At 73.2% G+C, this 25535-nt stretch carries 24 protein-coding genes and 1 tRNA gene; 9 read left to right on the top strand and 16 right to left on the bottom strand.

Translation table 11 applies throughout. From position 1 onward, the window contains the following. The first annotated feature begins 22 nt into the window (after positions 1 to 22). Positions 23 to 397, top strand: a complete 375-nt coding sequence (locus tag BLS99_RS23030) for a nuclear transport factor 2 family protein (protein ID WP_091054065.1) — start codon at positions 23 to 25, stop codon at positions 395 to 397. A gap of 89 nt (positions 398 to 486) precedes the next feature. Here BLS99_RS23030 and BLS99_RS23025 read toward each other — a convergent pair whose 3' ends face one another. From BLS99_RS23025 to BLS99_RS23015, 3 genes are all read right to left on the bottom strand, one after another. After that, the gene (locus tag BLS99_RS23025) at positions 487 to 729 is read right to left on the bottom strand and encodes a hypothetical protein (RefSeq protein ID WP_091054064.1); all 243 of its coding nucleotides are present in this window, start codon (positions 727 to 729) and stop codon (positions 487 to 489) included. Between the two features lie 256 nt (positions 730 to 985). Beyond that, a tRNA-Pro gene (locus tag BLS99_RS23020) sits at positions 986 to 1059 on the bottom strand. Between the two features lie 125 nt (positions 1060 to 1184). Beyond that, the gene (locus tag BLS99_RS23015) at positions 1185 to 2081 is read right to left on the bottom strand and encodes a metallophosphoesterase (protein ID WP_091054063.1); all 897 of its coding nucleotides are present in this window, start codon (positions 2079 to 2081) and stop codon (positions 1185 to 1187) included. Between the two features lie 25 nt (positions 2082 to 2106). Between BLS99_RS23015 and BLS99_RS23010 the strand changes: the two genes are divergently transcribed. The 5 genes from BLS99_RS23010 to BLS99_RS22990 all read left to right on the top strand — a co-directional run bounded on the left by BLS99_RS23010 (position 2107) and on the right by BLS99_RS22990 (position 9253). Further along, complete coding sequence (locus tag BLS99_RS23010; protein WP_091054062.1) at positions 2107 to 2571, top strand: GatB/YqeY domain-containing protein; 465 nt, start codon at positions 2107 to 2109, stop codon at positions 2569 to 2571. 254 nt (positions 2572 to 2825) lie between these two features. Then, positions 2826 to 4490, top strand: a complete 1665-nt coding sequence (locus tag BLS99_RS23005; protein ID WP_091054061.1) for a peptide chain release factor 3 — start codon at positions 2826 to 2828, stop codon at positions 4488 to 4490. Next, the gene (gene rsmA / locus BLS99_RS23000; RefSeq protein ID WP_091054060.1) at positions 4490 to 5347 is read left to right on the top strand and encodes a 16S rRNA (adenine(1518)-N(6)/adenine(1519)-N(6))-dimethyltransferase RsmA; all 858 of its coding nucleotides are present in this window, start codon (positions 4490 to 4492) and stop codon (positions 5345 to 5347) included. The genes BLS99_RS23005 and rsmA overlap by 1 nt, the downstream gene beginning before the upstream one ends. A 10-nt stretch (positions 5348 to 5357) precedes the next feature. Further along, positions 5358 to 6290, top strand: a complete 933-nt coding sequence (locus BLS99_RS22995) for a 4-(cytidine 5'-diphospho)-2-C-methyl-D-erythritol kinase (RefSeq protein ID WP_091054059.1) — start codon at positions 5358 to 5360, stop codon at positions 6288 to 6290. 188 nt (positions 6291 to 6478) lie between these two features. Continuing rightward, on the top strand, positions 6479 to 9253 hold the full coding sequence (locus BLS99_RS22990) for an AfsR/SARP family transcriptional regulator (protein WP_091054058.1): 2775 nt from the start codon (positions 6479 to 6481) through the stop codon (positions 9251 to 9253). Positions 9254 to 9440: 187 nt separating this feature from the next. Here BLS99_RS22990 and BLS99_RS22985 read toward each other — a convergent pair whose 3' ends face one another. The 8 genes from BLS99_RS22985 to BLS99_RS22950 form a co-directional block, all read right to left on the bottom strand. After that, positions 9441 to 9878, bottom strand: a complete 438-nt coding sequence (locus BLS99_RS22985; protein ID WP_091054057.1) for a hypothetical protein — start codon at positions 9876 to 9878, stop codon at positions 9441 to 9443. Positions 9879 to 9958: 80 nt separating this feature from the next. After that, complete coding sequence (locus BLS99_RS22980; protein ID WP_091054056.1) at positions 9959 to 10720, bottom strand: type III pantothenate kinase; 762 nt, start codon at positions 10718 to 10720, stop codon at positions 9959 to 9961. A 4-nt stretch (positions 10721 to 10724) separates the two neighbouring features. Then, the gene (gene nadC / locus BLS99_RS22975; protein WP_091054055.1) at positions 10725 to 11624 is read right to left on the bottom strand and encodes a carboxylating nicotinate-nucleotide diphosphorylase; all 900 of its coding nucleotides are present in this window, start codon (positions 11622 to 11624) and stop codon (positions 10725 to 10727) included. After that, positions 11621 to 13387, bottom strand: coding sequence for an L-aspartate oxidase (locus BLS99_RS22970; RefSeq protein WP_091054054.1), 1767 nt, complete (start codon positions 13385 to 13387; stop codon positions 11621 to 11623). The genes nadC and BLS99_RS22970 overlap by 4 nt, the downstream gene beginning before the upstream one ends. Before the next feature lie 559 nt (positions 13388 to 13946). Beyond that, complete coding sequence (locus tag BLS99_RS22965; protein ID WP_091054053.1) at positions 13947 to 15428, bottom strand: S10 family peptidase; 1482 nt, start codon at positions 15426 to 15428, stop codon at positions 13947 to 13949. A gap of 11 nt (positions 15429 to 15439) precedes the next feature. After that, the gene (gene panD / locus BLS99_RS22960; protein ID WP_091054052.1) at positions 15440 to 15862 is read right to left on the bottom strand and encodes an aspartate 1-decarboxylase; all 423 of its coding nucleotides are present in this window, start codon (positions 15860 to 15862) and stop codon (positions 15440 to 15442) included. After that, positions 15859 to 16686 (bottom strand): pantoate--beta-alanine ligase, encoded by an 828-nt coding sequence (panC, locus tag BLS99_RS22955; protein ID WP_091054051.1) that lies wholly within the window; start codon positions 16684 to 16686, stop codon positions 15859 to 15861. Before panC ends, panD begins: the two co-directional genes overlap by 4 nt. Continuing rightward, positions 16683 to 17585, bottom strand: a complete 903-nt coding sequence (locus BLS99_RS22950) for a Rossmann-like and DUF2520 domain-containing protein (protein ID WP_091054050.1) — start codon at positions 17583 to 17585, stop codon at positions 16683 to 16685. Before BLS99_RS22950 ends, panC begins: the two co-directional genes overlap by 4 nt. Positions 17586 to 17711: 126 nt before the next feature. On the opposite strand from BLS99_RS22950, the gene BLS99_RS22945 reads away from it, so the two are divergent. Further along, entirely contained in the window at positions 17712 to 18638 is a 927-nt protein-coding gene (locus tag BLS99_RS22945; protein WP_091054049.1) for an SAM-dependent methyltransferase, read from the top strand. A 13-nt stretch (positions 18639 to 18651) separates the two neighbouring features. Here the strand turns inward: BLS99_RS22945 and BLS99_RS22940 are convergent, their stop codons facing one another. Then, positions 18652 to 19575: an AraC family transcriptional regulator gene (locus BLS99_RS22940; protein ID WP_091054048.1), complete on the bottom strand. Its 924-nt coding sequence runs from the start codon at positions 19573 to 19575 to the stop codon at positions 18652 to 18654. 108 nt (positions 19576 to 19683) lie between these two features. Between BLS99_RS22940 and BLS99_RS22935 the strand changes: the two genes are divergently transcribed. Continuing rightward, on the top strand, positions 19684 to 20334 hold the full coding sequence (locus tag BLS99_RS22935) for an NAD(P)H oxidoreductase (RefSeq protein WP_218126809.1): 651 nt from the start codon (positions 19684 to 19686) through the stop codon (positions 20332 to 20334). A gap of 52 nt (positions 20335 to 20386) precedes the next feature. Further along, positions 20387 to 22057, top strand: coding sequence for an ABC-F family ATP-binding cassette domain-containing protein (locus BLS99_RS22930; protein ID WP_091054046.1), 1671 nt, complete (start codon positions 20387 to 20389; stop codon positions 22055 to 22057). A 182-nt stretch (positions 22058 to 22239) separates the two neighbouring features. Here the strand turns inward: BLS99_RS22930 and BLS99_RS22925 are convergent, their stop codons facing one another. The 4 genes from BLS99_RS22925 to BLS99_RS22910 form a co-directional block, all read right to left on the bottom strand. Beyond that, a complete protein-coding gene (locus BLS99_RS22925) occupies positions 22240 to 22428 on the bottom strand; it encodes a ferredoxin (protein ID WP_091054045.1) in 189 nt (62 codons plus the stop codon). A gap of 7 nt (positions 22429 to 22435) precedes the next feature. After that, the gene (locus BLS99_RS22920; protein ID WP_091054044.1) at positions 22436 to 23638 is read right to left on the bottom strand and encodes a cytochrome P450; all 1203 of its coding nucleotides are present in this window, start codon (positions 23636 to 23638) and stop codon (positions 22436 to 22438) included. 134 nt (positions 23639 to 23772) lie between these two features. Continuing rightward, positions 23773 to 24600, bottom strand: a complete 828-nt coding sequence (locus BLS99_RS22915; protein ID WP_091054043.1) for an HAD family hydrolase — start codon at positions 24598 to 24600, stop codon at positions 23773 to 23775. Between the two features lie 62 nt (positions 24601 to 24662). Further along, positions 24663 to 25514: an HAD family hydrolase gene (locus BLS99_RS22910; RefSeq protein WP_091054042.1), complete on the bottom strand. Its 852-nt coding sequence runs from the start codon at positions 25512 to 25514 to the stop codon at positions 24663 to 24665. Positions 25515 to 25535 lie beyond the last annotated feature (21 nt).

The following is a 25535-nucleotide window of genomic DNA, read 5'->3' as shown; positions in this document are numbered from 1 at the left end:
ACCCGGTCCCTACGATTTCGAGATGGCCGAACCCGAGAGCACCGCCGGCAAGTACTTCGCCAGTCTGGAGGCGCGCGACTGGGATGCGTTGCACGCCTTGCTCGCCGAGGACGTGGTGTACGAGATGCCGCAGACGCGTGAGCGGGTCGTCGGCCGGGAGCCGTACATCCGCTTCAACCAGGAGTACCCGGGCGACTGGCACCTGCGAACGCAGCGAGTGGTCACCGAGGGCAGGCACGCCGCCGCCCTGGTGGACTTCTGGATCGGCGACGACCACGAGCCCGCCTGCGTCTGGCTCGACTTCGACGAGACCGGACGCATCACCCGCATCACCGACTTCTGGCCGGTGCCCTACGTACCTCCGACAGGCCGGGAGCACCTCGTCGAACGCTATTGAGCGGCCCCGCCGGTTGCCGCTTCGGTGCTCGCGAGAGACCGGACTGCGACTGCGGGGCCCGGCAGCGGGGTCCGGTCAACGAAGTCTGCTCAGCGGGGCAGCCGCGACGGGATGTCGTTGATCGTGCCGGTGAGGTCGTCGACTGAGTGGGCGAACTTCTGGGCTTGCTCGAAGGTGGCGCGGGAGAGGGCGATGGTGGCCCACACCTGCGCGAGTTGGAGGTGGTGCTCTCGCGTCGCGGGGTCCCGCTCGGTGGCTGCGGCGGATGCGTGGGTCACGGCGTGCTGCTGCGCTTCGCTCCACGTCGGAAGTTCGGACTCGGGGGTGGCCACGGCGCCGTCCTTTCGTCGAAGGTCGCTGGGTCGATGAGCACCGGTCGATGAACGCTGGGTCGATGGGCGGTGAGTCAATGAGCGCTGGTCGATGAGTGCTCAGTCGACCGGTTGCCGTCCTGGTACCCGGATCGAGCGAGATCCAAGCGTGGGGGCCGTACCAGAAGCCTTGCCGACTTCCGGTCGGCAGTGCACCGCCGTCCCCTGCGCATACGAAAGCACCGGAAGCATCGTCGATGCTCCCGGTGCCGATCTGTCGGGTTGACAGGATTTGAACCTGCGACCCCCTCGTCCCGAACGAGGTGCGCTACCAAGCTGCGCCACAACCCGATGTTCTGTTTTCCCGCGCACGCTGGGCGAACGCGTCGATTGGAAATGCTACCCGAACCCGGCGCGGGCCGTCGAACGGGGTCGGGGGCGCGGGGCCCGGTCACATCCGGGCCCCGGCCCCGCGACTAGAAGACCTTCGGGACGAACGTCAGCAGGCTCGCCTCCGGGGCGCACGCGAAGCGCACCGGCGCGTACGGGCTGGTGCCGAGCCCGGCGGACACGTGCAGCCACATGTCCTCCCACGGGTGCAGGCCCTTCACGCGCTCGCGGTCGATGCCGCAGTTGGTGACGAGCGCGCCGTAGCCGGGCACGCAGACCTGGCCGCCGTGGGTGTGGCCCGCGGCGACGAAGTCGTAGCCGTCGGCCTCGAAGGAGTCGAGGACGCGCGGTTCGGGCGAGTGCGTGAGGCCGATCGACAGGTCGGCGCTGCTGGGGACGGCCCCGGCGACGAGCTCGTAGTCGTCGAGGTCGAAGTGCGGGTCGTCGACGCCCGCGAAGTGGACGTTCATCCCGGCGACGACCTTGTCCGCGGCGGCGTTGTTCAGGTCGAGCCACCCGCCGTCGACGAGGACCTTGCGCAGCTCCTCGGTCGGCAGCGGCTCGCCGTACTTGTGCTCGTGGTTGCGGTTGAAGTACTGGAGCGGGTTCTTGAACACCGGCGCGTAGTAGTCGTTCGAGCCGAACACGAACGCGCCAGGGGCGCGCAGCAGCGGCCGGAGCGTCTTCGCGACGAGGTCGACCGCGTCCGGGTGGGCGAGGTTGTCGCCGGTCAGGAGCACCAGGTCCGGGTCGAGCGCGGCCAGGGACGCGACCCAGTGGGCCTTGCGCACCTGCCCGGGCGTCATGTGCAGGTCGGAGATGTGCAGGACCCGGATAGGCTCGGACCCTTCGGGAAGCGCCGGCACGGCGAAGTGCCTGAGCGTGTACTGGACGCGTTCGTATAGGGACGCGTAGGCGAGCGCCAGCGCCCCCGCGCCGACCCCGATCCCGGCTGCTGCGGCAAGTCCACGGCTGATCTTCATACCCCCAACGGTAGATTGTCGAGATATGAGCGAGCTAAAGACCCAGTTGGAAACGGATATGCGAGCCGCCCTCAAGTCGAAGGACAAGGTGACACTGGGCACGCTCCGCATGATCATCACCGCAATTCGGAACGAAGAGGTCGCCGGGAAGTCCAAGCGCGAACTCGACGACGCCGACGTGGTGAAGGTGCTGGTCAAGCAGGCGAAGCAGCGCCGGGAGGCGGCGGACGCGTTCCGCGCGGGGGGCCGCGAGGAGTCCGCGGACAACGAGCTCGCCGAGGAAGCGGTCATCAAGCGGTACCTGCCGACCGAGCTCACTGAGGCGGAAGTCACTGAACTGGTGCGGTCGGCGATCGCCGAGGGCGGGTTCTCGGGACCCCAGGACATGGGCAAGGTGATGAAGGCGATCGGCCCGAAGACGGCCGGGCGCGCCGACGGGAAGCTCGTCGCCGGGATCGTCAAGGCCGAGCTCGCCGGTCAGGGCCGTTAAGAGTCAGGACGGTTGAGCGTAAGGGCCGTTAAGGGCTTGCGCTTGTAGACCATCCCGAGCCCCCACCCACCCAGAAGGGGAACGTAGCGTCCAGGGTTGCGCAGGGGTCCGACAGGAATCGGCCCCGGAACGGGCTGCCCGGTCGTGTCGTTCGCCACGGCTATCGTTGAAGGCCGGCCCCCGACGCGCGTCGCCCCGCATCGCGGCGCGGCCCCGGGCCGCGGTTCGCAGCACTTTGAAACCTTGAGGAATCCATGTCCAGCCACATCTCGGCGGAGGCCGCGCGCCGCCGCACGTTCGCGGTGATCTCCCACCCCGACGCCGGCAAGTCGACCATCACCGAGGCCCTGGCGCTGCACGGCCGCGCCATCTCGGCCGCGGGCGCCGTCCACGGCAAGGGCGACCGCAAGGGCGTGGTCTCCGACTGGATGTCCATGGAGCAGGACCGCGGCATCTCGATCACCTCGGCAGCGCTCCAGTTCGAGTACCGCGACTGCGTCGTCAACCTCCTCGACACCCCCGGCCACGCCGACTTCTCCGAGGACACGTACCGGGTGCTCACCGCGGTCGACGCCGCGGTGATGCTCCTGGACGCCGCGAAGGGCCTCGAACCGCAGACGCTGAAGCTGTTCGAGGTGTGCCGGGCGCGCCGCATCCCCGTCATCACGTTCGTGAACAAGTGGGACCGGCCCGCGAAGGACGCCCTGGAGCTCATCGAGGAGATCGAGACGCGCATCGGCATCAAGCCGACGCCCGTGACGTGGCCGGTGGGCGTCGGCGGCGAGTTCCGCGGCGTCATCGAGCGGATCGCGTTCGGCGAGCGGAGCGAGCCGGACCGGAAGCACAGCGGGGAGCGGCGGGACGGCCGCCGGCCCGTGGGGCCGCAGGTGCCGGGCATGGTCCGCTACGAGCGGTCCCCCGGCGGGCAGCAGTCGGCGATCGCGGAGGTCCTCGGCGAGGACGAGTCCCTGGCGCGGTTCGGCGAGGACTACGAGCGGGCGCGCGAGGAGTCGGAGCTGCTGAGCGCCGTCGACGCCGACTTCGACCAGAAGACGTTCGAGTCCGGCCAGACGACGCCGACGCTGTTCGGGGCCGCGCTGGTGCACTTCGGGGTCGGGCAGCTCCTCGACCTGCTCGTGGACATCGCGCCGTCGCCGTTCTCGCGCGACGACGCCAAGGGCGAGCCGCGCGACCTGGAGGACGGCTTCTCCGGGTTCGTCTTCAAGTCGCAGGCGAACATGAACGCCTCGCACCGCGACCAGCTCGCGTTCATCCGCGTCTGCTCGGGCCGGTTCGAGCGCGGCATGCAGGTCACGCAGGCCCAGGGCGGGCGCACCATGTCGACGAAGTACGCGCAGACCCTGTTCGGGTCGGCCCGCGACACCGTCGACGAGGCGTGGCCCGGCGACATCGTGGGCCTGGTGAACGCCACCGGCCTGTCGGTCGGGGACACGATCTACCAGGGGAAGGCCGTCGAGTACCCGCCGCTGCCGGCGTTCGCGCCCGAGCACTTCGGGGCGCTCCAGATGCACGACACCTCCAAGGCCAAGCGGTTCCGCCGCGGCATCGCGCAGCTCGACGCCGAGGGGGTCGTGCAGGTCCTCTACTCCGAGCGGCGCGGCGAGGCCACGCCCGTGCTCGCCGCGGTCGGCCCGCTCCAGTTCGAGGTGACCACGGCCCGGCTCCAGGCCGAGTTCGACGTGCCCGCCACGATCGACCACCTGCCGTACCAGCTCGCGCGGCTCACCGACGCCGAAGGGGCGGCGCGGCTGCGCACCGCGCCGGGCGTCGAGGTGTTCTCGCGCCCGCGCGACGGCGCGTTCCTGGTGGCGCTGCCGAACAAGTACCGCATCCAGACCATCGAGAACGACTACCCGGGCATCAAGCTGGAGCCGCTGCTCGCCGGGGGCCAGGGCTGATGGCGCGCCTGCTCACCTCGGGCGACATCCGGACCCTCTCGCGGGGCCTGGGCATCACCCCCACCAAGAAGTGGGGCCAGAACTTCGTCGTCGACGCGAACACGGTCCGGCGCATCGCGGCCGCCGCGAAGCTCGCCGAGGACGACGTGGTCATGGAGGTCGGCCCGGGCCTCGGTTCGCTCACGTTGGCGCTCATCGAGATCGCCCGGAAGGTGATCGCGGTCGAGATCGACCCGAAGCTCGCCCTCGCGCTGCCCACGACCGTGGCGCACCGCGCGCCCGAGGAGCACCAGCGGCTCGTGGTCGTCGAGACCGACGCGGCCCGCATCGACCCCGCGCAGCTCCCCGAGCCGCCCACGGCGCTCGTGGCGAACCTGCCGTACAACGTGGCGGTGCCGGTCGTCCTGCACGCTCTGGAGCACTTCCCGACGCTGCGCAAGGGCCTCGTCATGGTCCAGGCCGAGGTCGGCGACCGGCTCACCGCGCAGCCGGGCTCGAAGATCTACGGCGGCCCGAGCGTGAAGATGGCCTGGTACGCGAAAGCGAAGCGCGCCGGGTCGGTGTCGGCGAACGTGTTCTGGCCGGTGCCGAACGTCGCGAGCGCACTCGTGGCGTTCGAGCGCATCCAGAGCCCCGACGCGAACCGGGTCGAGGTCTTCGGCGCGGTGGACGCCGCGTTCGGCCAGCGGCGCAAGATGCTGCGCCAGTCCCTGAAGGCGTGGGCGGGCGAGGACGTGGACGCGGTGCTCGAGCGGTCGGGGATCGAACCCACGAGGCGGGGTGAGTCGTTGGACATAGCGGAGTTCATCGCCCTCGCCGACGCCAAGGAGGCGCTGGGCGGGACCAGTCGGACCTGAGGAGGACCGCATGACCGGACAGACCGCTCCAGCCGCACCGCAGGCGGGCGTATCGGTGGACGTCCCCGCCAAGATCAACCCGCACCTGGGGGTGGGGGATCCGCGCGCCGACGGCTACCACGCGCTCTCCACGGTGTACCAAGCGATCTCGCTGCACGACACCGTCACCGCGCAACCGCGCGACGAGCCGGGCATCGCGATCACGATCTCCGGCGAGGGCGCCGGGGAGCTGCCGACCGACGAGGGGAACCTCGCGCACAAGGCCGCGAAGCTCGTCGCCCTGTACGCGGGGATCGAACCGGCCGTCAAGCTGCACTTGAACAAGCGCATCCCCGTCGCCGGGGGCCTCGCGGGGGGCTCCGCGGACGCGGCGGGTGCGCTGATCGCCTGCGCCCGGCTGTGGGACGTGGAGATCGGCGACGCCGAGCTGCACCGCCTCGCCGCCGGGCTCGGCTCCGACGTGCCGTTCTGCCTCAAGGGCGGGACCGCGATCGGCACCGGGCGCGGCGAGGAGCTGACGCCGGTGCGCGCCAAGGGGTCCTGGCACTGGGTGGTCGCGACCACCGACACGCAGATCTCGACCCCGGAGTGCTACAAGGAGGTCGACCGGCTCCGCGAGGACGGCATCGGCCGCTACTCCGCCGACATCGCTCCGATCGTCGCGGCCTTCGAGGGCGGCGCCGACGCCGACTCGCTGGCGCGGCTGCTGGTCAACGACATGGAGGCCGCGGCGGTGAGCCTGCGCCCGCAGCTCGCCTCGCTCATGCACGGCGGCCTGGAGGAGGGCGCGCTCGCCGCGCACGTCTCCGGTTCGGGGCCCACGGTCCTGTTCCTCGCCACCGACGTCAAGCACGCGGTGGCCCTGGCCCGCCGCATCCGGATGCGCGGCGGCGCCCGCAGCGTGCACCTCGCCCACGGCCCGGTGAGCGGCCCGGCCGCCTGAGCGGACCGCCGCGCCCGGAACGTCCACGCAGGACCTGGGCGCGGTGGCCGGCACTCGCTACTGTTGGGCTCGGACGGCGGCCGGGGACCGGCGCCCGCCGCGTCCCCGCCGCCTTCCCACTGCCTTCACCGCGCGACCGGTCCGTCCAATGGAGACCGGCCGTGCCGACCGATGCGAGTTGCCGCACCATGAGAGAGACGATGCGGATCGGGCTGCTCGGCCCGTTCCAGGTCACCGACGGCGGTGCGCCGGCGCCCGTCACGGGGGGCCGCCAGCGCGCCGTCCTCGCCGCCCTCGCCCTGGCCGCCGGGAGGCCCGTCCGCAGCAGCACGCTCGCCCGGCTCCTGTGGGGCGAGGACGACCCGGCCGCGCGGCACCGCCTGCACGCCATCGTCAACCGCCTCCGCCAGGCCATCGGCACCGACGCCGTCACCGCCGGGCCCGGCGAGTACACCCTCGACGTGGACCCCGAGGCGGTCGACGTGCACCGGTTCCGGGCGCTCGTCGCGGCGTCCAGGCACGCCGGCGCCGCCGAACTCGCACTGCTGGAGGAGGCGCTGGGCCTGTGGCGCGGGGAGCCGCTGGTCGACGTGGAGGCCGAGTCGCTGGCGCTCGCGCACGTACCCGCGCTCACCGAGGAGCGGCTGCGAGCTATCGAGCGCCGCACCGACCTGGTGCTCGCCGCGGGCGGCCACGCTGAACTCGTCGCCGAGCTCGGCGACCTCACCACGCGGCACCCGCTCCGGGAGTTCCTGTGGTCGCGGCTCATGCTCGCCCTGCACCGCTCCGGCCGCCAGGCCGAGGCGCTGGGGGCCTACCAGCGGGTGCGCACGCTCCTGGCCGACCGGCTCGGCGTCGACCCCGGGGAGGAGCTCCAGCGGGCGCACCGCACGGTCCTGGGGCCCGCGAACGCGGCCCTCGCCCCGGCGCCCGCGCCCGTGGACGCCGTGCCGCGCCAGCTCGCCGCCGACATCGCCGGGTTCACCGGACGCGCCGACCCGCTCGCCGACCTCGACAGTTTTTTGGAGCGCAGTCTGGAGCGCAGTCTCGGGCGCGGTCCCGGGCACGACAGTGCGACCGGCGCCGCGCTCGCGGTCGTCAGCGGCCCCGCGGGGGTCGGCAAGACGACGCTCGCGGTGCACTGGGCGCACCGGGTCGCGGGCCGGTTCCCCGACGGGCAGCTGCACCTGAACCTGGCCGGGCACCGGCCCGGGCCCGTCGCCGATGCGGCGCTCATGACGCTGCTGCTGGCGCTGGGCACCGATCCGGAGCGGATCCCGCCCGACACCGACGGCCGCTCGGCGACGCTGCGGTCCGCGCTCGCGGGCCGCCGCGTCCTCATGCTGCTCGACAACGTCTACGACGCCGAGCAGGTGCGCCCGTTCCTGCCCGGCTCAGCCGCCGGTGCTGCGGCCGGGTCGGGCAGCGTCGTGCTCGTGACCAGCCGGAACCGGCTGCGGAGCCTGCGCCGCCGCGAGGGCGCGCACCTGGTGGAGCTGGAGCCGTTCACGCCCGACGAGTCCGCCGCGCTCCTGGGCGGGGTGCTCGGGCCCGAGGCGGTCGCGGGGCACGCGGGGGCGATCGCGGAGCTCGCGGGGCTGTGCGGGCACCTGCCGCTGGCGGTGGCGCTCGCGGCGGAACGCGTGCGCAACACCGGGATGGCGCTCCCGGCGCTGGTCGAGGAGGCGCGCGAGGGCAGTGCGCGGCTCGACGCGCTCGGGGACGGCGCCGACGACGTGCGGAAGGTCTTCTCGTGGTCGTACGAAGCGCTCCCCGGGCCGGAGGCGGCGGCGTTCCGGGCGCTGGGGACGGCGCCGGGCACGGACATCGGGGCGGCCGCGGCGGCGGCGCTCACCGGGTCGCCGTCCGCGACCCGACTCCTGGAGTCCCTTGTGGACCACAACCTGCTGCGGCGCCCGCGGCCGGGCCGGTACGAGCTGCACGACCTGCTGCGCGTGTACGCGGCCGAGCTCGCCGCCGCCGACGGCGGGCACGATGCGGACCTGGCGCGGCTCCTCGACTGGTACATCGCCACGGGCCTGAGCGCGCGGGCCCATCTCCAGCCGACCTCCGAGGACCCGCGGCTGGAGCGGCCCGCCGGGGTCGAGCCGCTGGCGTTCGCCGACTCGCAGGAGGCGCTGGGCTGGTTCGAGGCCGAGCACGCGAACCTCGTCGCGGCGGTCGGCGCGGCGGCCGCGGCGGGCCTGGACCGGCGGTGCTGGCGGCTCGTGCACCTGCTGTGGGCGCACCTGGACCGGTGCCGGGCCTGGCCGGAGATGGCCGTGCTCGGCGAGGCCGGACTGGCGGCGGCGCGGCGCGCGGGCGACCGGTTCGGCGAGGCCGAGATGCTGACGATGGGCGCGAGCCTGCGCCACCTGGGGCGCTTCGAGGAGGCGATCGGGTCGCAGCGGGAGGCCCTGGCGCTCTACTTCGAGCTGGGGAGCACCGGCGGCCAGGCCGCGGTGCTGAACAACCTCGGGATGATCTTCCGCAGCATGGGAAGGCACGAGGAGGCGATCGACCACCTGCGCCGCTGCGCCGCGCTGGACGAGGCGGCCGGGGACCCCGCCGACCTGGCGGTCTCGCTGTTCAACCTGGCCCGGTCGTACATCGACGCGGGGCGGGCGGCCGAGGCGATCGAGGCCGCCGGGCGCTCGCTGGAGCTGCTGCGCGGGCTCGGCCACCGGCGCGGCCAGGGCCGGGCCATGGAGGCGATCGGCCTGGCGCACCGGCAGGCCGGGGAGCACGAGGCGGCCGCGCGGTGGCTGCGCGAGGCGTCCGAGGTGTTCGGCGAGATCGGCGACCGCTGGTACGAGTCGGTGAGCCTGACGGCGCTCGGCCGATCGCTGCGCGCTGGAGGACGCGGTGCGGAGGCGGCCGAGGTGCTGGAGCGGGCGCTCGCGCTCGCGACGGAGCTGGGCGACCCGCGGGCGGCGGAGATCCGGGCCCTGGTCGAGGGGTGAGCGGGCGGACCGGGACGCCCGGGCACGGTGATGGGGCGCCCGGCGGTCACTCGCCGAACGCCCCTGATCGCGCCGCACCCGAACGGCGCCCTCGCCGCCGGACGGCGCATCGATCCCCACGCCCGGAACCCGGGCTCCCCCAGCGGGTCAGTCACCACCCGCAGGTCGCGCCGCCGGCGCCGGGGGTCTAGAAGTCGCGGTTGTCCGCGCCGGTGATCCGGACGCTGAAGTCGCGGTTGTCGATGTCGTCCTTGGTGATCCGGACACTGTCGCCGGTGACGCGGGTCCCGGTGATCCGCACCGAGAAGTCCCGGTTGTCGGCGCCCGTGATGCGGACGCTGAAGTCGCGGTTGTCGGTCTCGTCGCCGGTGATGCGCACGCTGTAGGGCGGGGTGAACCCGTCCTCGCCGGTGATCCGGACACTGGCGTAGGGCGGCGTGAAACCGCCGTCCTCGCCGGTGATCCGCACGCTGTCGGGGTCGTTCGAGAGGGTCCAGTCGGTGCTGGCCTGGGCGGGGGCCGCGAAGGCGGCCACCGCGAGCGCCGCCAGCGAACCGGCGGCGGCGGTGCGGGCGAGCGCGGCCGAAGCGCGCCGCAGGGGCGATGTGGTCGTCTGCTGTGCCATGCGCCCCAACGTATGCGCCGCCGCTCACGCGCCGGTCACACGCGGCCCATCCGGCGCCCACGCACCGGTCACGGTGCCGCTCAGACGTTCCGGTCCCAGATCATCCTGAGCCCGTGCAGGGTCAGGTTCGGCTCGTAGTGGGTGACGGTCTCGCACTGCTCGATGACGACCGGCGCGAGGCCGCCCGTGGCCACGACCGCGGTCGGGTCGGTGCCGAGCTCGGCGGTGATCCGGCGGACCAGGCCGTCGACCTGCGCCGCGGTGCCGTAGACCATCCCGGACTGGAGGCATTCGACGGTGTTCTTGCCGATGACGCTGCGGGGCTTGACGAGCGGGATCTTCAGCAGGTTCGCGGCCCGCGAGGCGAGCGCGTCGATGGAGATCTCGATGCCGGGCGCGAAGGCCCCGCCGAGGAAGTCGCCGCTCTCGGAGATCACGTCGATGTTCGTGGAGGTCCCGAAGTCCACGGTGATGCACGGGCCGCCGTACAGGTGGAAGGCCGCGTACGTGTTCGCGATCCGGTCGGGCCCGGCCTCGCGCGGGTTGTCGATGCTCAGGCGCACCCCGGTCTTCACGCCCGGCGCGATCTGCACGAGGGTCGCGTGCGGGTAGTACCGCTGCGCCATCTTCGCGACCTCCGCGCCCTGCTGGGGCACGGTGGAGGACAGCGCGATCCCCGACAGGTCGACGCCGTCGCCGGAGAGCAGGGCCCGGAACGTCAGGCCCAGCTCGTCGGCGGTGGCGTGCGGGTCGGTGCGGATGCGCCAGGAGTGCTTGAGGGTCTCGCCCTCGAACACGGCCAGCACCGTGTTGGTGTTCCCGATGTCGACGCACAGCAGCACGGCTCTACTCCTCGAAGTCCAGGCCGATGTCGAGAATGGGCGAGGAGTGGGTGAGCGCCCCGACCGAGATGTAGTCGACGCCGGTGGCGGCGTGGTCCACGGCGGTGTCGAGGGTGATCCTCCCGGTCGCCTCGAGTTCGGCGCGCTCGCCGACGGTCTCGACGACCTCGGCGAGCTCCTTGGGGCTCATGTTGTCGCACAGGAGGAAGACGGCCCCGGCGGCGACCGCTTCGACGGCCTCTTCGAGGGTCTCGACCTCGACCTGGATGTCGACGTCGGGCTCGGCGGAGCGGACGGCGGCGAACGCCTCGCTGATCGAGCCCGCGGCCTCCTTGTGGTTGTCCTTGATCATCGCGACGTCGTACAGGCCCATGCGCTTGTTGTCGCCGCCCCCGGCGCGCACCGCGTACTTCTCGAAGGCGCGCAGGCCGGGCGTGGTCTTGCGGGTGTCGAGGACGGTGGTGTGCCAGTCGGCGAGGACGTCGGCGAAGCGGCGGGTGTGGGTGGCGACGCCGCACATGCGGCACAGCAGGTTCAGGGCCGTGCGCTCGGCGGCGAGGAGGGACCGGGTGGGGCCGGTGACGCGGGCGAGGACCTGCCCGGCGCGGATGCGGGAGCCTTCTTTCGCGAGGTACTCGAACGTCACGTCGCCGGGCATGGCGTGGAAGACGGCGTGGGCGACAGGGAGGCCCGCGAGGAGCCCGTCGGCGCGGGCGGTGACGGCCACGGTGGAGGTGTGCCCGGGGCCGAAGATCGACTCGGAGGTCACGTCGCGGCGCGCGTGGGAGAGGTCCTCGTCGAGGTAGTCCTGGACGGCGACGTAGACGTCCTCGGGGTCGAGGCGGCAGGCGAGCAGCCGCTCGTCGAGGCCGGCCCCGCCGGGGACTTCGGCGAATCTGCTCATGCGATGGGCTCCCAGGTGGTGTCGAGCTCCCCGTCGGAGCTGATGGAGAGGCACAGGTGGCCGAGCCAGGCGTCGGCGGCCTCGGGGTGGTCCTCGCGCCAGTGGCTGCCCCGGGTCTCGCGGCGGCGGTGGGCGGCGGCGGTGACCGCGGCGGCGACGGTGAGGAGGTTCGTGGCCTCCCATGTGGCCGGTCGCGGACGACCGGACACATTGTCCCCCAATGCCGTCAGCGACGCTGCGGTGGCCTCCAGTGACGCTTCGGAGCGGAGCACGCCGGCGCCGGCGGTCATCGCCTCCTGGAGGGGCGCGCGGGAGGTCGTGGAGCAGACGGTGCCCTCGCCGCCGGGGAGCTCGGGGACGCCGGGGCTCGGCTTGTGCTCGGCGAGGTCGTCGGCGATGCGCTGCGCGAACACGAGCGCTTCGAGCAGGGAGTTGGAGGCGAGCCGGTTGGCGCCGTGGAGGCCGGTGCAGGCGGCCTCGCCCGCGGCGTAGAGGCCGGGGACGCTGGTGCGGCCGTGGAGGTCGGTGCGGACGCCGCCGGAGGCGTAGTGGGCGGCGGGGGCGACCGGGATCATGTCGGCGACGGGGTCGACGCCGAGGGACCGGCAGGTCGCGGTGATGTTCGGGAACCGGTTCTCGAGCATGTCGCGGCCGAGGTGGCGGGCGTCGAGCCACATGTGCGGGCGGCCCTCGGCGATCATGCGGTTGGTGATGGCCTTGGCCACGACGTCGCGCGGCGCGAGCTCGGCGAGCTCGTGGAGGCCGGTCATGAAGCGGTCGCCGGAGAAGTCGCGGAGGTACGCGCCTTCGCCGCGGAGCGCTTCGGAGATGAGCGGCTGCTGGTCGCCGCCGACCCGGGCGGGGCCGGCGTCCGGGGCGGATTGTCGGTCCCCGGGGATACGTTCGAGGTCCGGTTCGGTGCCCCCGGTCGCGGAGCCGCCGCCGCGGCCGGGGGTCCCGGGCACGTACAGCGAGGTCGGGTGGAACTGGACGAACTCGAGGTCGGTCACGGTCGCGCCGGCCCGCAGCGCCAGCGCCACCCCGTCGCCGATGGACACGGAGGGGTTGGTGGTCGACTGGAAGATCTGACCGAGGCCGCCCGTGGCGAGCACGACCGCCCGGGCCTCGACACCGCCGACGCCGTGCTCCACGCCCGCGCCGAGGACGTGGAGGCTGATCCCGGCCGCGTGGCCGCGGGCGTCGGTGAGCAGGTCGAGGACCATGGCGTTCTCGATGATGCGGATCCACGGGTCGCGCAGGACCGCGGCGTGGAGCGCGCGCTGGATCTCGGCGCCGGTGGCGTCGCCGCCGGCGTGGACGATCCGGCGGGCGCGGTGGCCCCCCTCGCGGGTGAGCTGGAGCGAGCCGTCGGGGTCGCGGTCGAACTCGGTGCCGAGGTGGACGAGGTCGGCGATGCGCTGGGGGCCTTCGGTGACGGTGACGTCGACCGCCGCAGGGTCGCAGAGGCCGACGCCGGCGATCTGGGTGTCCCTGGCGTGCGCGGCGGGGGTGTCGAGGGGGTCGAGGACGGCGGCGACGCCGCCTTGAGCCCAGCGCGTGGAGCCGTCGTCGATGTGGACCTTGGTGACCACGGTGACGTGGAATCCGGCGCGGCGCAGGTTGAGCGCGCAGGTGAGTCCGGCGACGCCGGAGCCGATGACGCACACGTCGGTGGTCTCGGTCCAGGACGGGGCCTCGGCGCGCAGGCGCCGCGGCAGGTGGGGAAGGTGCGGGAGCGTCCCGGCCTCCGGCCCAGTGAACACGGGTGGCACGTGCCGTAGCCCTTCTAGCCCCGTCGGCCCGGTCGCCCGGGGTCCGGCTCGGTGTGCGCGCCGGCCGAGGCCCGCGCGCGGTTCGGATCAACTGTGCCCCGCGGACGCGCCCGCGCGCCAGCAGACGTGACGATCGCGTCACAGGAAAGAGTGGGAGTGCGGCGCACGTTCGCGGCGGCGCGGCGGGCGGGAACGCGAGTGATTCGCGGGTTCACGGTCGCCCCCGCTTGCAAGCGTGCCCGAGGGGTCCGACAGGGGTCCTCGGGCGATGCGTCCCGGCCGGTTCGATGAGCGGCCGCGGCGCGGCGGCGGGCCGCCTCGCGGCCGGAGGACGCAGCCCGACCGGATGGGGCGGCGCGGCCGGAAGACGCGGCCTGACCCGAAGACGCGGCCTGACCCGATGGCACAACGGGGACGGCCGGCGCAGAACGGCGGCGGGGGCCGTTCAGGCGCCGGACTGTCGGGGTGGCCGCCTCGTGCGGCCGGGCCCGGCCTGTACCGCGTGGTGCGGTGCAGGCCGGGCCCGGGTTCGCGGTGGTCACGGGTGCGGTCAGCCCCGGGCCGAGGCGCGCTGGACGAAGTCGGCGAGGTCGGCCGACTGGGCGATGCGCGACTCCTCGTGGACGTACATCATGTGCCCGGCCGGGTAGGTCTTCGTCTCGATGGCCGCCCGGGCCTCGAGCGGGATCTCGATGTGGTCGAGGGTGTACTCGATCGCCTCGACCGGCACGCCGCCGTCGTAGCGGCCCATCGCGATGTGCACCTTCATGAAGGGGTTCAGGCGCATGGCGTTGCCGAGCTTGCCGATCACGTCGACGGCCTCGCCCTCGAACTCCTTGTACGACCACGGGTGCACGGCGCGCGAGAGCCGCTCGTAGACGTGCTCGTTCTCGTATTCGAGCTCGGTGCGCACGTAGTGCTGGAGCGCGGCCGTGTACGGGCCGTCGGTGCCGACCAGGAACGGGTCGTACGGCATGCGCTCGTACGTGTAGTGGTCGGCGGGGCCGGTGAACCGGGTGTCGAGGCGGCCGGTGACCAGGCGCTTGTGGCGCAGCAGCTCCGCGTAGTAGCGGGTGTGCTCCAGGCGCAGGTTCGCGGCGTCGACGTACGCCTCGCTGACGCCCGCGAGCGACGCGACCTTGGCAACCGCGGCGGCGCGCTCCTCGGGGGTCAGGTTCTGGCCCTTGGCGAGGACGGCGCGGTACTCGTCGGCGTAGGCGCGGGCCTCGGCGACGAGGTCGTCGAGCTCGCGGTCGGGGTGGAGCCCGTGGTAGTGCGCGGTGGCCGCGTACATCGGCAGGAACAGCGGGCCCGGCAGGTCGGAGCGGCTGGTGTGGAACAGCGTCTCCATGTTGAAGGCCGGGGCGATGAACATGACGCCGTTGAGCGCCAGGCCGAACCGGGTGAGCAGGTACTCGGCGATGCCGGCGCCGCGGGTGCCGCCGTAGGACTCGCCGATGAGGAACTTCGGCGAGAGCCAGCGGTTGTTCCGCGTGGTCCACAGGCGGATGATCTCGCTGACGGACTCGATGTCCTTGGTGAACCCGTGGTAGTCGCGGGGGTTGCCGCCCTCGACGGCGCGCGACCAGCCGGTGGAGATCGGGTCGATGAAGACCAGGTCGGTGTGGCGCAGCAGGGTCTCCTCGTTGTCGAGGAGGCCGTACGGGGGCGGGGTGAGGTTCCCGGCGTCGCCGGAGTCGACGCGGCGCGGGCCGAGCAGGCCCATGTGCAGCCAGATCGAGGACGATCCGGGCCCGCCGTTGAAGGCGAAGGTGACCGGCCGCTCGGCGGCGTCGGCGTCGTCGAGGGTGTAGTAGGTGATGGAGACCTCGGCCTTGGGCTTGCGGCCGTTGAACTTCTCGTCCTCGGTGACCTCCTCGTGGAACACGATGCGCCCGGTGGTGGCCGTGTACGCGAGGTCGCCCAGGGTGTGGCGGGTGGTCTTCAGGTCGTCGACGGGGTCGGGCTTGTCGGCCTGCTTGGCCTCGTCGGTCCCTGTCGCGGCGGTCGCGGTCTTCGGTTCTTCGCTCATGAGTCTGTAACTTACCGCTCGGCTAGTGGCGACGCCACCACGTTGCCCGCGGTTCCCGGGGCGGGGTGCGCCTTGTCGGCGTTGACCTCGATGATCTCGTTGCGCTCGTTGACGTGAACGACCGTGGGCGCGAACGCGCGGGCCTCCGCGTCCTCCATCTGCGCGTATGAGATGAGGATCACAAGGTCGCCGGGGGCGACGAGCCGGGCGGCGGCACCGTTGATGCCGATCACGCCCGTGCCGCGCTCGCCCGCGATCGTGTAGGTCTCCAGGCGCGAGCCGTTGGTGATGTCGACGATCGCGACCTGCTCGCCGTCGAGGATGTCGGCGGCGTCGAGCAGGTCCGCGTCCACGGTCACCGAGCCGACGTAGTGCAGGTCGGCCTGGGTGACGGTGGCGCGGTGGATCTTGGACTTGAACATGGTGCGGATCATCGGGCGTCTCCTACGGTCACGGGGGCGTTGTCGATCAGGCGGGTCGTGCCCGCCTTCGCGGCGATGAGGATCCTCGCCGGGCCCCGGTCGGGGGCCTCGCCGAGGTCGGCGGACCGGACGGCGACGTAGTCGACGTCCAGGCCGGGTTCGGCCGCCAGCACCGCCCGGGCGGCGGCGAGCGGGTCGGGGGCGTCCTGGGCGGCCGCGATCGCGCGCGGGATCGCCAGCGCGGCGGCGCGGTCGGCCCCGGACAGGTACACGTTGCGGCTGGACCGGGCCAGGCCGTCGGGTTCACGGTCGGTCGCGACCGCGACGACCTCGATGCCCGTGTCGAGGTCGCGCGCCATGCGGCGGACCATGGCGAGCTGCTGGAAGTCCTTCTCGCCGAACACGGCCGCGTCAGGGCGCGTCAGGTGGAACAGCTTCGACACCACGGTGAGCACCCCGGTGAAGAACCCGGGGCGCGAGGCGCCTTCGAGGATCTCGCCGTCAGGCCCGGCGTGCACGGTGGTCAGGCCCTCGCGCCCGTCCGGGTACATCTCGTTCACGTTCGGCGCGAACACCACGTCCACGCCTTCGGCCTCGCACATCGCGAGGTCGGCGTCGAGGGTCCGCGGGTAGGTGTCGAGGTCCTCGTTCGGACGGAACTGGAGCGGGTTGACGAAGACCGTGACGATCACCGAATCGGCGACCTCCTTGGCGCGCTTGACGAGCGCCAGATGGCCAGCGTGGAGCGCCCCCATCGTGGGGACGACCGCGACGCGCCCGGGCAGGGCGGCGCGGGCCTTCGCCAGGTCGGCCTTCGCGTGGACCAGGACTGTCACTGCGACTCCTCGGTGTCGGGGTGGGCGAGCACGTCCAGCAAGCCCTCGGCGTCGGCGCTCTTCAGGCGCCCCGATTCGAGGGCGCGCTCGGCGGTGCGCCGGGCCATGGCCCGGTAGGTCTCGGCGATGTCGGTACCCGCGAGCGCCCGCAGGTGCCGGGCGACCGTGCCCGCGTCGCCGCGGGAGACCGGGCCGGTCAGGGCCGCGTCGCCGTGGCGCAGCGCGTTGTCGAGCGACGCGGACACCAGGGGCTCCATCAGCCGCTCCGGGTTCGCGATCCCGATGGCGCGCAACTGGTCCGCGGCGTCGTTCACGAGCGTCATGAGGTGGTTCGCGGCGTACACGAGCGCGGCGTGGTAGCGGGCCCGGTCGGCCTCGTCCACGTGCTCGGGCTCCCCGCCCATCTCCAGGACCAGGGCCTCGCCCACGAAGCGGGCCTCGGCCTCGCCGGTGATCGCCCACGAGATGCCGCCCAGGCGCTCCAGGTCCTCGTCGCGGCCGGTGAACGTCATCGCGGGGGCGAGCGCCACCGTGAGCGCCCCGGCGTCCCGCGCGGGCCGCAGGGCCGCGGCGCCGAGCGCACCGGAGGTGTGGACCCAGATCTGGCCGGGCCGCACCGGCAGCGAGGCCACGAGCGGGGCGATCGCGTCGTCGGGGACGGCGACGAGCACCAGGTCCGCGGCGGCGACCACATCAGGAGGAGTGAGGATCTCGGCGCCGGGCAGGTGCCGGGCGGCGCGGGCGAGGGAGTCGTCGGATACGGCGGAGGCCGCCACCACGCGGTGGCCGGCGCGGGTGAGGGCCGCCCCGACGACGGAGCCGACCCGGCCCGCGGAGACGACGCCGACGGCGAGCCGGGAGGCCGGTCGCCGCGACGCGCCGCTGCGCTGCTGATCCATGATGCTGATCCAGTCCTTCTCGAGGTACCGGTCATTGCCTACGCGTTAATTGTGCGTCTCCGGCACGGCAACGCCAGCCCGGGAGCCTCCGAGTGGCGATTCTCACTGAACGCCTAGGGTCAGGCGATGAGCGGGTTCGAGCGGTGGGGCACCGCGATGGCGCGCGCCCTGTACGGCCCCGAGGGCTTCTACCGGCGCGAACTCCCCGCCCACCACTTCGCGACCAGCGCCCAGACCAGGGTCTTCGCCGACGCGGTCGCCGCCGTGGCCGACGAGGCCGACGCGCGCCTCGGCCGCCCTGCGGACTTCGCGGTCGTGGACGTCGGCGCCGGGGGCGGCGACCTCCTCGCGCACCTCGCCGACCGCCTCCCCGCACGCGTCGCCCTCACCGCCGTCGAACTGCGCCCGCGCCCCGCCGGGCTGCCCGAGCGGATCGCGTGGCGCACCGAGCCCCCGGAGCGGTGCACGGGGCTGATCCTCGCGTGCGAACTCCTCGACAACGTCCCCTGCGACGTCGCGGTCGTCGACGAGCACGGCGAGCGCCGCTACGAGGAGGTCGACCCGCACGGCGCGACCAGGCTCGCAGGCCCGCTCGAACCCGCCGACGACCGGTGGCTCGACCAGTGGTGGCCCATCGCGGCACCGGGCGAGAGGGCCGAGATCGGGCGGCCGCGCGACGCCGCCTGGCGCGACCTCGCCGCGCAGCTCGTGCACGGCACCGTGCTCGCGGTCGACTACGGCCACACGGCGGACGGCCGGCCCGGCGGCGGCACGCTCACCGGGTTCCGGGACGGCCGCGACACCGCCCCAGTCCCCGACGGGACCTGCGACCTGACCGCGCACGTCGCGGTCGACGCGCTCGGCGCCGGCCGCGTCGAGCGCCAGCGCGACGCGTTGCGGGCCTTGGGCGTCGCGGCCGAGCGGCCGCCCCTGGACCTCGCGTTCCGGGCGCCGGTCGAGTACGCGACGGCGCTGGCGGGCGCGGGCGAGGCCGCGCGCCTCACCGATCCGGCGGGCCTGGGCGCGCACTGGTGGATGCGCACCGACCGGTAACGGGGCGCCGCGCTCAGACGGCGGCCTTGGCCCGGTACGCGGTGGGGCTCTTGCCCTTGCGGCGCTTGAAGGCGTTGCTGAAGCCGAACTGGTCGGCGTAGCCGACGCTGCGGGCGATCTGCGCGACGGTCAGGTCCGGATCGCCGAGGAGTTCTTCGGCGAGCTCCATGCGCCGCTCCGTCAGGTACGTCAGCGGCGGTTCGCCCATGATCTCGGCGAACCGCTTGGCGAGCAGCGCCCGCGAGACCCCGGCCTCGGTGGCGAGGCCCGCGACGGTCCACGGCGCCGAGGGCCGGGTGTGGATGGCCTCCAGGGCGGGCCCGGCGACGGGGTCGATGAAGCCGCGGTACCAGGAGGGCGCCTGCGATCCCTGCTGGTCGAACCAGGTGCGGAGGGTGCAGACCAGGCCCCAGTCGAAGAGGCGGTCGATGAACGCCTGCGTGCCGAGCTTGCGGGAGGCGAAGTCCTCGGTGCAGGCGTCGAGCATGACGCACACCTCGCTGCGGTCGTCGATGACGAGCACGGGCGGCAGGGCGCGCAGCAGCCGCTCGTGGCGGCGGCCGGAGGCGCGGTAGGCGCCGACGAACACGTCCGTGGCCTCGCCGGGCCCGCCGGGCGGGGCGGGGACGCCGTCGGGGCCGCACGCCTCGGGGTCGAAGCAGGTGAGCCAGTACTCCAGGTGGGGGCGGTGCACGGAGGCGGCGGTGTCGGCCATGCGGAACGGCTCGTGGCCGCGCACGACCGCGGTCTGGCCGCCCTTGACGGGGACCTCGGTGCCGTCGGCGAGGAGGATCACGCCGCCGCCGCGGGCGACGGTGACCATGGTGAGCGGGGCGCGGTCGTCGAAGCCGACCACCCAGGGGGCCTTGAGGAAGGCGCCGGAGAGGATCGCGCCCTCGGCGCGGATGCCACTGAGGAGTTCACTGAGCGGGTCCATGCCGCAATCGTAGACGATCGCGCATGGATCGAAGGGCCTCAGTCATCGCCCGTCCAGGCGTTCGCGGCTGTACTGGATCCGATGCAACGAAACGCCTTGGAGGCCAGCATGACCGCTCCGACCGCCCTCGTCGTCGTCGCGCACCACCGCGCCGACTCGCTCACCGCCCACGTCGGCGACGTGGCCGCCGCCCGCCTCAAGGAGGCCGGGTACGCGATCGACCTGCTCGACCTGCGCGCGGAGGGCTTCGACCCGCGCATGACCGAGGCCGACCAGCCCGACTGGGACGACCGCGACAAAGCGTACTCGCCGGAGGTGCGGGCGCACATGGCGCGCCTGCTCGCCGCCGACGTGATCGTCCCGGTCTTCCCCGTCTACTGGAACGGGGTCCCGGCCCTGCTCAAGGGCTGGATCGACCGGGTGTGGAACTACGGATTCGGGTACGGGCGCAGCGAGCCGCGGCTCGCCGGGAAGCGGATGCTGTGGCTCGGCCTGGCCGGCGCGGGCGACGGCGACGAGTTCGCGGCGTGGATGCAGGAGACCCTCGACCGCGTGCTGCGCGAAGGGATCTCGTTCTACTGCGGCATCCCCGACTCCGCGGTGGCGGTCCTCCACGACGCCGAGGGCGAGTCCCAGACCGTCGACGCCGAGGGGAACTTCAGCAAGGGCGCGCCGCTCACCGGCGACGCCCGCGCCGCCCACTACGCGGCCCTCGACCGCCGCGCCGAGCACCACCTGGAGGCGTTCCTGGGCCTGTAGGCAGAGCGCAAAGGCTTTGACGGGCGGGCGCGGCTGCCAGCACAATCGCGGGATGGGATTCGTGGACCTGTCAGGCGTGGGGTACGTGCTCGGGGACGGACGGACCCTGTTCTCGGACGTGTCGTTCCGCGTCGGCGAGGGCGCCAAGGTCGCCCTCATCGGCGCGAACGGGACAGGCAAGACCACCCTGCTCAAGATCGTCACCGGGGACCTCCAGCCGGAGTCCGGGACGGTCGCGCACGCGGGCGGGCTCGGCGTCATGCGCCAGCTCGTGGGCATGCGCGAAGGCGAGCGGCCCCTGCGCGACCTCGCGGTCGAGCTGGGGCCGCGGGCTCTGCGCGCGGTCTGGGAGCGGCGGCGGAAGGCCGAGTGGCGCATGATGACCGGCGACGGCGGCACCGAGCGCGACCAGCTCGCGTACGCGCAGGCCCTCGCCGACTGGGGCGAGGCGGGCGGCTACGAGTTCGAGGTCGTGTGCGACACCGTCGCAGTCGCGGTCCTCGGGAAGCCGTGGACGGAGGTCGAGCAGCGGCCCCTGCGGACGCTCTCGGGCGGCGAGCAGAAGCGGTTCGCGCTCCACCTGCTGCTCCAGGGCCGCGACGAGGTGCTGGTGCTCGACGAGCCCGACAACTTCCTCGACGTGCCCGGCAAACGCGAACTGGAGCAGGCGATCCGGGAGTCCGACAAGTCGATCCTGTTCGTCTCGCACGACCGGGAGGTCCTGGCGAACGCGGCCGACCGGATCGTGACCCTGGAGGCGGGGACGGCCTGGACGCACGGCGGCGGGTTCGCGACCTGGCACGAGGCGCGGGTCGCCCGGCACGAGCGGTTCGAGGAGCTGCGGCGGCGCTGGGACGAGGAGCACCACAAGCTGCGCGAGCTCATGCTCATGTACAAGAACAAGGCGGCCTTCAACTCCGACATGGCCTCCCGGTACCGGGCCGCGCAGACGCGGCTGCGGAAGTTCGAGGAGGCCGGGCCGCCGCCGGTGCCGCCGCGCGACCAGGACATCCGCGTGAAGCTCGAAGGCGGGCGCACCGGGAAGCGGGCCGTGGTGTGCGAGGCCCTGGAGCTGGAGGACCTGACGTTCCCGTTCGACCTGGAGGTCTGGTACGGCGACCGGGTCGCGGTGCTGGGCGCCAACGGCACCGGCAAGTCGCACTTCCTGCGCCTGCTCGCCCGCGGCGGCACCGACCCGGAGCCGGGAATGGGGCACGCAGCGGAGCCGGGCGTGGTCGCGGCGCTGGAGCCGGTGCGGCACAGCGGGACCGCGCGGCTGGGCGCCCGCGTCCACCCGGGGCACTTCTCGCAGACGCACGAGCATCCGGAGTTCGCGGGCCGCACGCTGCGGGAGATCCTGTGGGAGGGCGACCGGGACCGGCCGTCGCTGGAGCGGTCGAAGGCGATGAGCGCCCTGTCGCGCTACGAGCTCGCCCATCAGTCCGAACAGGACTTCGGGACGCTCTCGGGCGGGCAGCAGGCCCGGTTCATGGTGCTGCTGCTGGAGCTGTCGGGCGCGACCTGCCTGCTCCTGGACGAGCCGACGGACAACCTCGACCTCGCCAGCGCCGAGGCGCTGGAGGAGGGCCTGAAGTCGTTCGCGGGCACCGTGATCGCGGTGACCCACGACCGCTGGTTCACGCGCGGCTTCGACCGGTTCGTGGTGTTCCAGCGCGACGGCGAGGTCGTGGAGTCGGACGAGCCGGTCTGGGACGTGCGCTGAATCGGAGGGCTCCGGGTCGCGCCGGTCCATGACCGCCGCGGTCCCGATGCGACCGCGCCGCTTCGCGATCGCGCCGCTTCATGGTCGCCGCCGCGCCGACGCCCCGGCACGCGCGGACGTATTGGGCGCGACCGGGACCGCACTGGTGGCTGGCGGTCCCGGCCGCGCGTCCGGGGTGCGGTTCAGCGCAGCGTGATCGCCCCGGAGGGGCACCGCTCCGCCGCCGCGAGGGCCGCCGGGTCGCCTTCGGGCACTTCGGCGTCGAGGACGACCACGCGGCCGTCGGCCTCGGCCTGGTCGAACCGGCCGGGGTCGGTGAGCGCGCACATGCCGGCGCTCGTGCAGACCTCCCGGTCGGCGTCGATCCTCATGGGCGCCTTACCACTCGACGGGCAGGGTATGGACGCCGTAGACGTTCATCTCGACGCGCATCGGGATGTCCTCCGAGGGCACGGCGAGGCGCAGGTCCGGGAAGGCCGCGAAGAGCTTCGCGAACGCGATGCGCATCTCGACGCGGGCGAGCTGCTGGCCCACGCACTGGTGGAGGCCGTGCCCGAACGCCAGATGCCCGTGGGCGTCCCGGCCGAGGTCGAGCTCGCTCGGCCGCTCGTACCGCTCGGGGTCGCGGTTGGCGGTCTGGAGGACGACGGTGACGTGCTCGCCGGCGCGGATGACGTCGTCGTCGATCGCGACGTCCTCCTTCGCGATGCGCATGACCCCGTTGTGCGGCACGGTGAGGTAGCGCAGCAGCTCCTCGACTGCGGTCGGCACGAGGCCGGGTTCGGCGCGGAGCCGGGCGAGCTGTCCGGGGTGCTCCAGGAGCGCGAAGGTGCCGAGGCCGAGCATGTTCGCGGTGGTCTCGTGGCCGGCGACGAGGAGGATGAGGGCGATCCCGGCGGCCTCGGTGTCGTGGAGGTCGTCGTCGGCGGCGAGGGCGCTGAGCATGTCGTCGCCGGGGTGGTCGCGCTTGGCGGGCACGAGGGCCGCGAGGTAGCCGTACAGCTCGGCCATGGACTTGTTGCGGTCCTCGACGGACCGGGCGAGGTCGAGCATGTCGGCGGAGTCGCGCTGGAACGCGTCCCGGTCGGCGTAGGGGACGCCGAGCATCTCGCAGATGACGAGGGAGGGCACGGGGAGCGCGAACTCGCGCACCAGGTCCGCGCCGGGCCCGGCCGCGCGCAGGCCGGCGATGCAGCCGTCGACGATGTCGGCGATGCGCGGCTCCAGCTCCTTCATCCGCTTGACGGTGAAGACACCGGTGACCTTGCGGCGCAGGCGGGTGTGCTCGGGCGGGTCGAAGAATAGGAAGAACCCGGGCGGGACCCGCTCGCTGATGGACACGAAGACGTGCGGGAGGTCGGTGGGCGAGTGGAGGAACCGCTCGCCCATGACGAACCGGGGGTCGGCGAGGATCCGCCGGGACTCCGCGTGCCCGGTGGCGAGCCAGCCCTCGACGCCGTCGGGGTGGTACCTGATGCGGCGCAGCGGCCGGTCCTGGAGCTCCAGGAGCGCGGCGGGCGGGTCGTAGCGGGTCTCCCGGCGGTAGGGCATGCCGAATGGCGGCTCTTCGGTTTCGGACATACGAGAACTCCTGTGCGCGAACGTGATTCGGCCAGTGCGGTCCCCACCACAAAGGAGCCTAGGGGCGTTCGCGCCCGGACGCAACGCTCAGTAGCGGCCGTGTCCTAGATCCGACACGGCCGCCGGAGCCCCGGTCACAGGAGTTCCAGCAGCTCCTCGACGTACTGCGCCACGCCGTCGTCGTTGTTGCCGGCGGGGGCGATCTCGCTGGCGGCGGCCTGCACCCACGGGTGCCCGTTGGGCATCGCGACGGAGTGCCCGGCGGCCTTGATCATCGAGAGGTCGTTGGTGGCGTCGCCGAAGACGAGCACGTCGGACCAGTCGATGCCGAACTTGTCGAGGACCACCTGGATGCCGGCGGCCTTGGTGACCCCGACGGGGCACACTTCGAGCATGCCGACGCCGGACTCGGTGACGGTGACCAGCCCGGGGTCGACCACGTCCTGCGCGGCGACCAGCAGCTCGGGGCCGGTGAAGGAGTCGGACACGAAGTAGCCCTTGACCATCGGGCCGGTGAACGCGACGTCGCGCGGCGCGGTCTCCAGGCGCACCGCCGTCCACGGCCAGTCGGGCATCGGGTCGCCGGTGAGGGCGCGGTCGGGGTCGGCGGGCTCGGCGATCGCGCGCAGCGGGCCGACCTCGGCCTCGATGAGCCGCAGGGCCTCGTGGAGGATTCGCCCGTCCACGGACCGGTCGGCGAGCTCGACGACCGTGTCGTCGTAGCGGCACTCGAAGACGAACGCGCCCTGGGCCATGACGAGGAAGTCCGCGGAGGGGACGTCGTTGCGGCACAGGTCGAGCAGGCGCGGGCCGCGGCCGGTGGCGCCGACGAGGATGACCCCGGAGGCGGCGAGGCGCTTGAGCGCGGCCATGGTGCGGGGGGACACGGACTCGTCGGAGCGGACGACCGTCCCGTCGAGGTCGGTGGCGACGAGTCTGGGGAGCCGGGCCAGTTGGATCATGCGTCCTCCTCGGTAGTCTCGACCCGCCGCGGCGAATCTCGTTCGTCGAACATCCGCCGGGCTCAGGGGAACCAGCGGGCCAGCACCTTCGCGACGCCGTCCTCCCACACCGAGGGGGCGACCTCGTCGGCGGCGGCGCGCACGTCGGGGTCGGCCTGCGCCATGGCGACGGCGTGACCGGCCCACGCGAACATGGTCAGGTCGTTGTGGGCGTCGCCGAAGACCACGGTGTCGGCCGATGATACGCCGTAGCGCTCGGCGATGCGGGCGATGCCGGTCGCCTTGCTGACTCCCGGGGGGCCGATGTCGACCCAGCCGTTGTAGCCGACCTCCACGTGGTACGCCAGGGGATCGAGGCCGGCGCCCTGCGCGAGGCGCAGCGCGCGGGGGCAGCGGGTCGCGGAGCCGTACCGGTTGTCGGAGGCGACGCGGGCGACGATCCGGGCGGCGGGGCGCTCCAGGATGTCGTCGAGGTCGATGACCCCGGCCCACTTGGCGTGGAAGTCGCGCTTGAAGCCCCTGGTGTGCCACCAGCCGTCGAGCCCGTGGGCGACGGCGAACTCGACCTCCGCGTCGGCCGCGAGGAACGCCTCGACCGCGGCGCGCGTGTCGACGACCGCCTCGTGGGAGACCTCGCCGAGAGCCAGGTCGTACTCGGCCGCGCCGTGGTTCGCGGAGGCGAAGCCCTCGTCCAGGCCCAGGTCGGCGGCGGTGCGGACGGTGCCCCACAGGGCCCGGCCGGTGACGACCGCGACCGGGACGCCGGCCGCGCGGACCTTCGCGACGGCCTCGACCACGGCCTTGGAGGGCGTGGTGAGCTGCTTGTCGTGGTAGTCGACGACGGTGCCGTCGAGGTCGACGGCGACGAGCTTGGGGGGCTGCTCTCTCAGGGGGCCGGGGGCGATGTCTGACACGTCTCAACGGTAGCCCCACCG

It is taken from the genome of Glycomyces sambucus (assembly GCF_900102815.1).
GTDB classification, from domain to species: domain Bacteria; phylum Actinomycetota; class Actinomycetes; order Mycobacteriales; family Micromonosporaceae; genus Glycomyces; species Glycomyces sambucus.
This window is presented reverse-complemented; position numbering and strand designations above follow the sequence as displayed.

Bases quoted from the DNA above. Each gene is read 5' to 3' on its own strand.
- BLS99_RS23030 (WP_091054065.1), top strand. From the start codon at position 23: ATGGCCGAACCCGAGAGCACCGCCGGCAAGTACTTCGCCAGTCTGGAG.
- BLS99_RS23015 (WP_091054063.1), bottom strand. From the start codon at position 2,081: ATGAAGATCAGCCGTGGACTTGCCGCAGCAGCCGGGATCGGGGTCGGC.
- BLS99_RS23010 (WP_091054062.1), top strand. From the start codon at position 2,107: ATGAGCGAGCTAAAGACCCAGTTGGAAACGGATATGCGAGCCGCCCTC.
- BLS99_RS23005 (WP_091054061.1), top strand. From the start codon at position 2,826: ATGTCCAGCCACATCTCGGCGGAGGCCGCGCGCCGCCGCACGTTCGCG.
- rsmA (WP_091054060.1), top strand. From the start codon at position 4,490: ATGGCGCGCCTGCTCACCTCGGGCGACATCCGGACCCTCTCGCGGGGC.
- BLS99_RS22995 (WP_091054059.1), top strand. From the start codon at position 5,358: ATGACCGGACAGACCGCTCCAGCCGCACCGCAGGCGGGCGTATCGGTG.
- BLS99_RS22990 (WP_091054058.1), top strand. From the start codon at position 6,479: ATGAGAGAGACGATGCGGATCGGGCTGCTCGGCCCGTTCCAGGTCACC.
- BLS99_RS22985 (WP_091054057.1), bottom strand. From the start codon at position 9,878: ATGGCACAGCAGACGACCACATCGCCCCTGCGGCGCGCTTCGGCCGCG.
- nadC (WP_091054055.1), bottom strand. From the start codon at position 11,624: ATGAGCAGATTCGCCGAAGTCCCCGGCGGGGCCGGCCTCGACGAGCGG.
- BLS99_RS22965 (WP_091054053.1), bottom strand. From the start codon at position 15,428: ATGAGCGAAGAACCGAAGACCGCGACCGCCGCGACAGGGACCGACGAG.
- panD (WP_091054052.1), bottom strand. From the start codon at position 15,862: ATGATCCGCACCATGTTCAAGTCCAAGATCCACCGCGCCACCGTCACC.
- BLS99_RS22950 (WP_091054050.1), bottom strand. From the start codon at position 17,585: ATGGATCAGCAGCGCAGCGGCGCGTCGCGGCGACCGGCCTCCCGGCTC.
- BLS99_RS22945 (WP_091054049.1), top strand. From the start codon at position 17,712: ATGAGCGGGTTCGAGCGGTGGGGCACCGCGATGGCGCGCGCCCTGTAC.
- BLS99_RS22940 (WP_091054048.1), bottom strand. From the start codon at position 19,575: ATGGACCCGCTCAGTGAACTCCTCAGTGGCATCCGCGCCGAGGGCGCG.
- BLS99_RS22935 (WP_218126809.1), top strand. From the start codon at position 19,684: ATGACCGCTCCGACCGCCCTCGTCGTCGTCGCGCACCACCGCGCCGAC.
- BLS99_RS22930 (WP_091054046.1), top strand. From the start codon at position 20,387: ATGGGATTCGTGGACCTGTCAGGCGTGGGGTACGTGCTCGGGGACGGA.
- BLS99_RS22925 (WP_091054045.1), bottom strand. From the start codon at position 22,428: ATGAGGATCGACGCCGACCGGGAGGTCTGCACGAGCGCCGGCATGTGC.
- BLS99_RS22920 (WP_091054044.1), bottom strand. From the start codon at position 23,638: ATGTCCGAAACCGAAGAGCCGCCATTCGGCATGCCCTACCGCCGGGAG.
- BLS99_RS22915 (WP_091054043.1), bottom strand. From the start codon at position 24,600: ATGATCCAACTGGCCCGGCTCCCCAGACTCGTCGCCACCGACCTCGAC.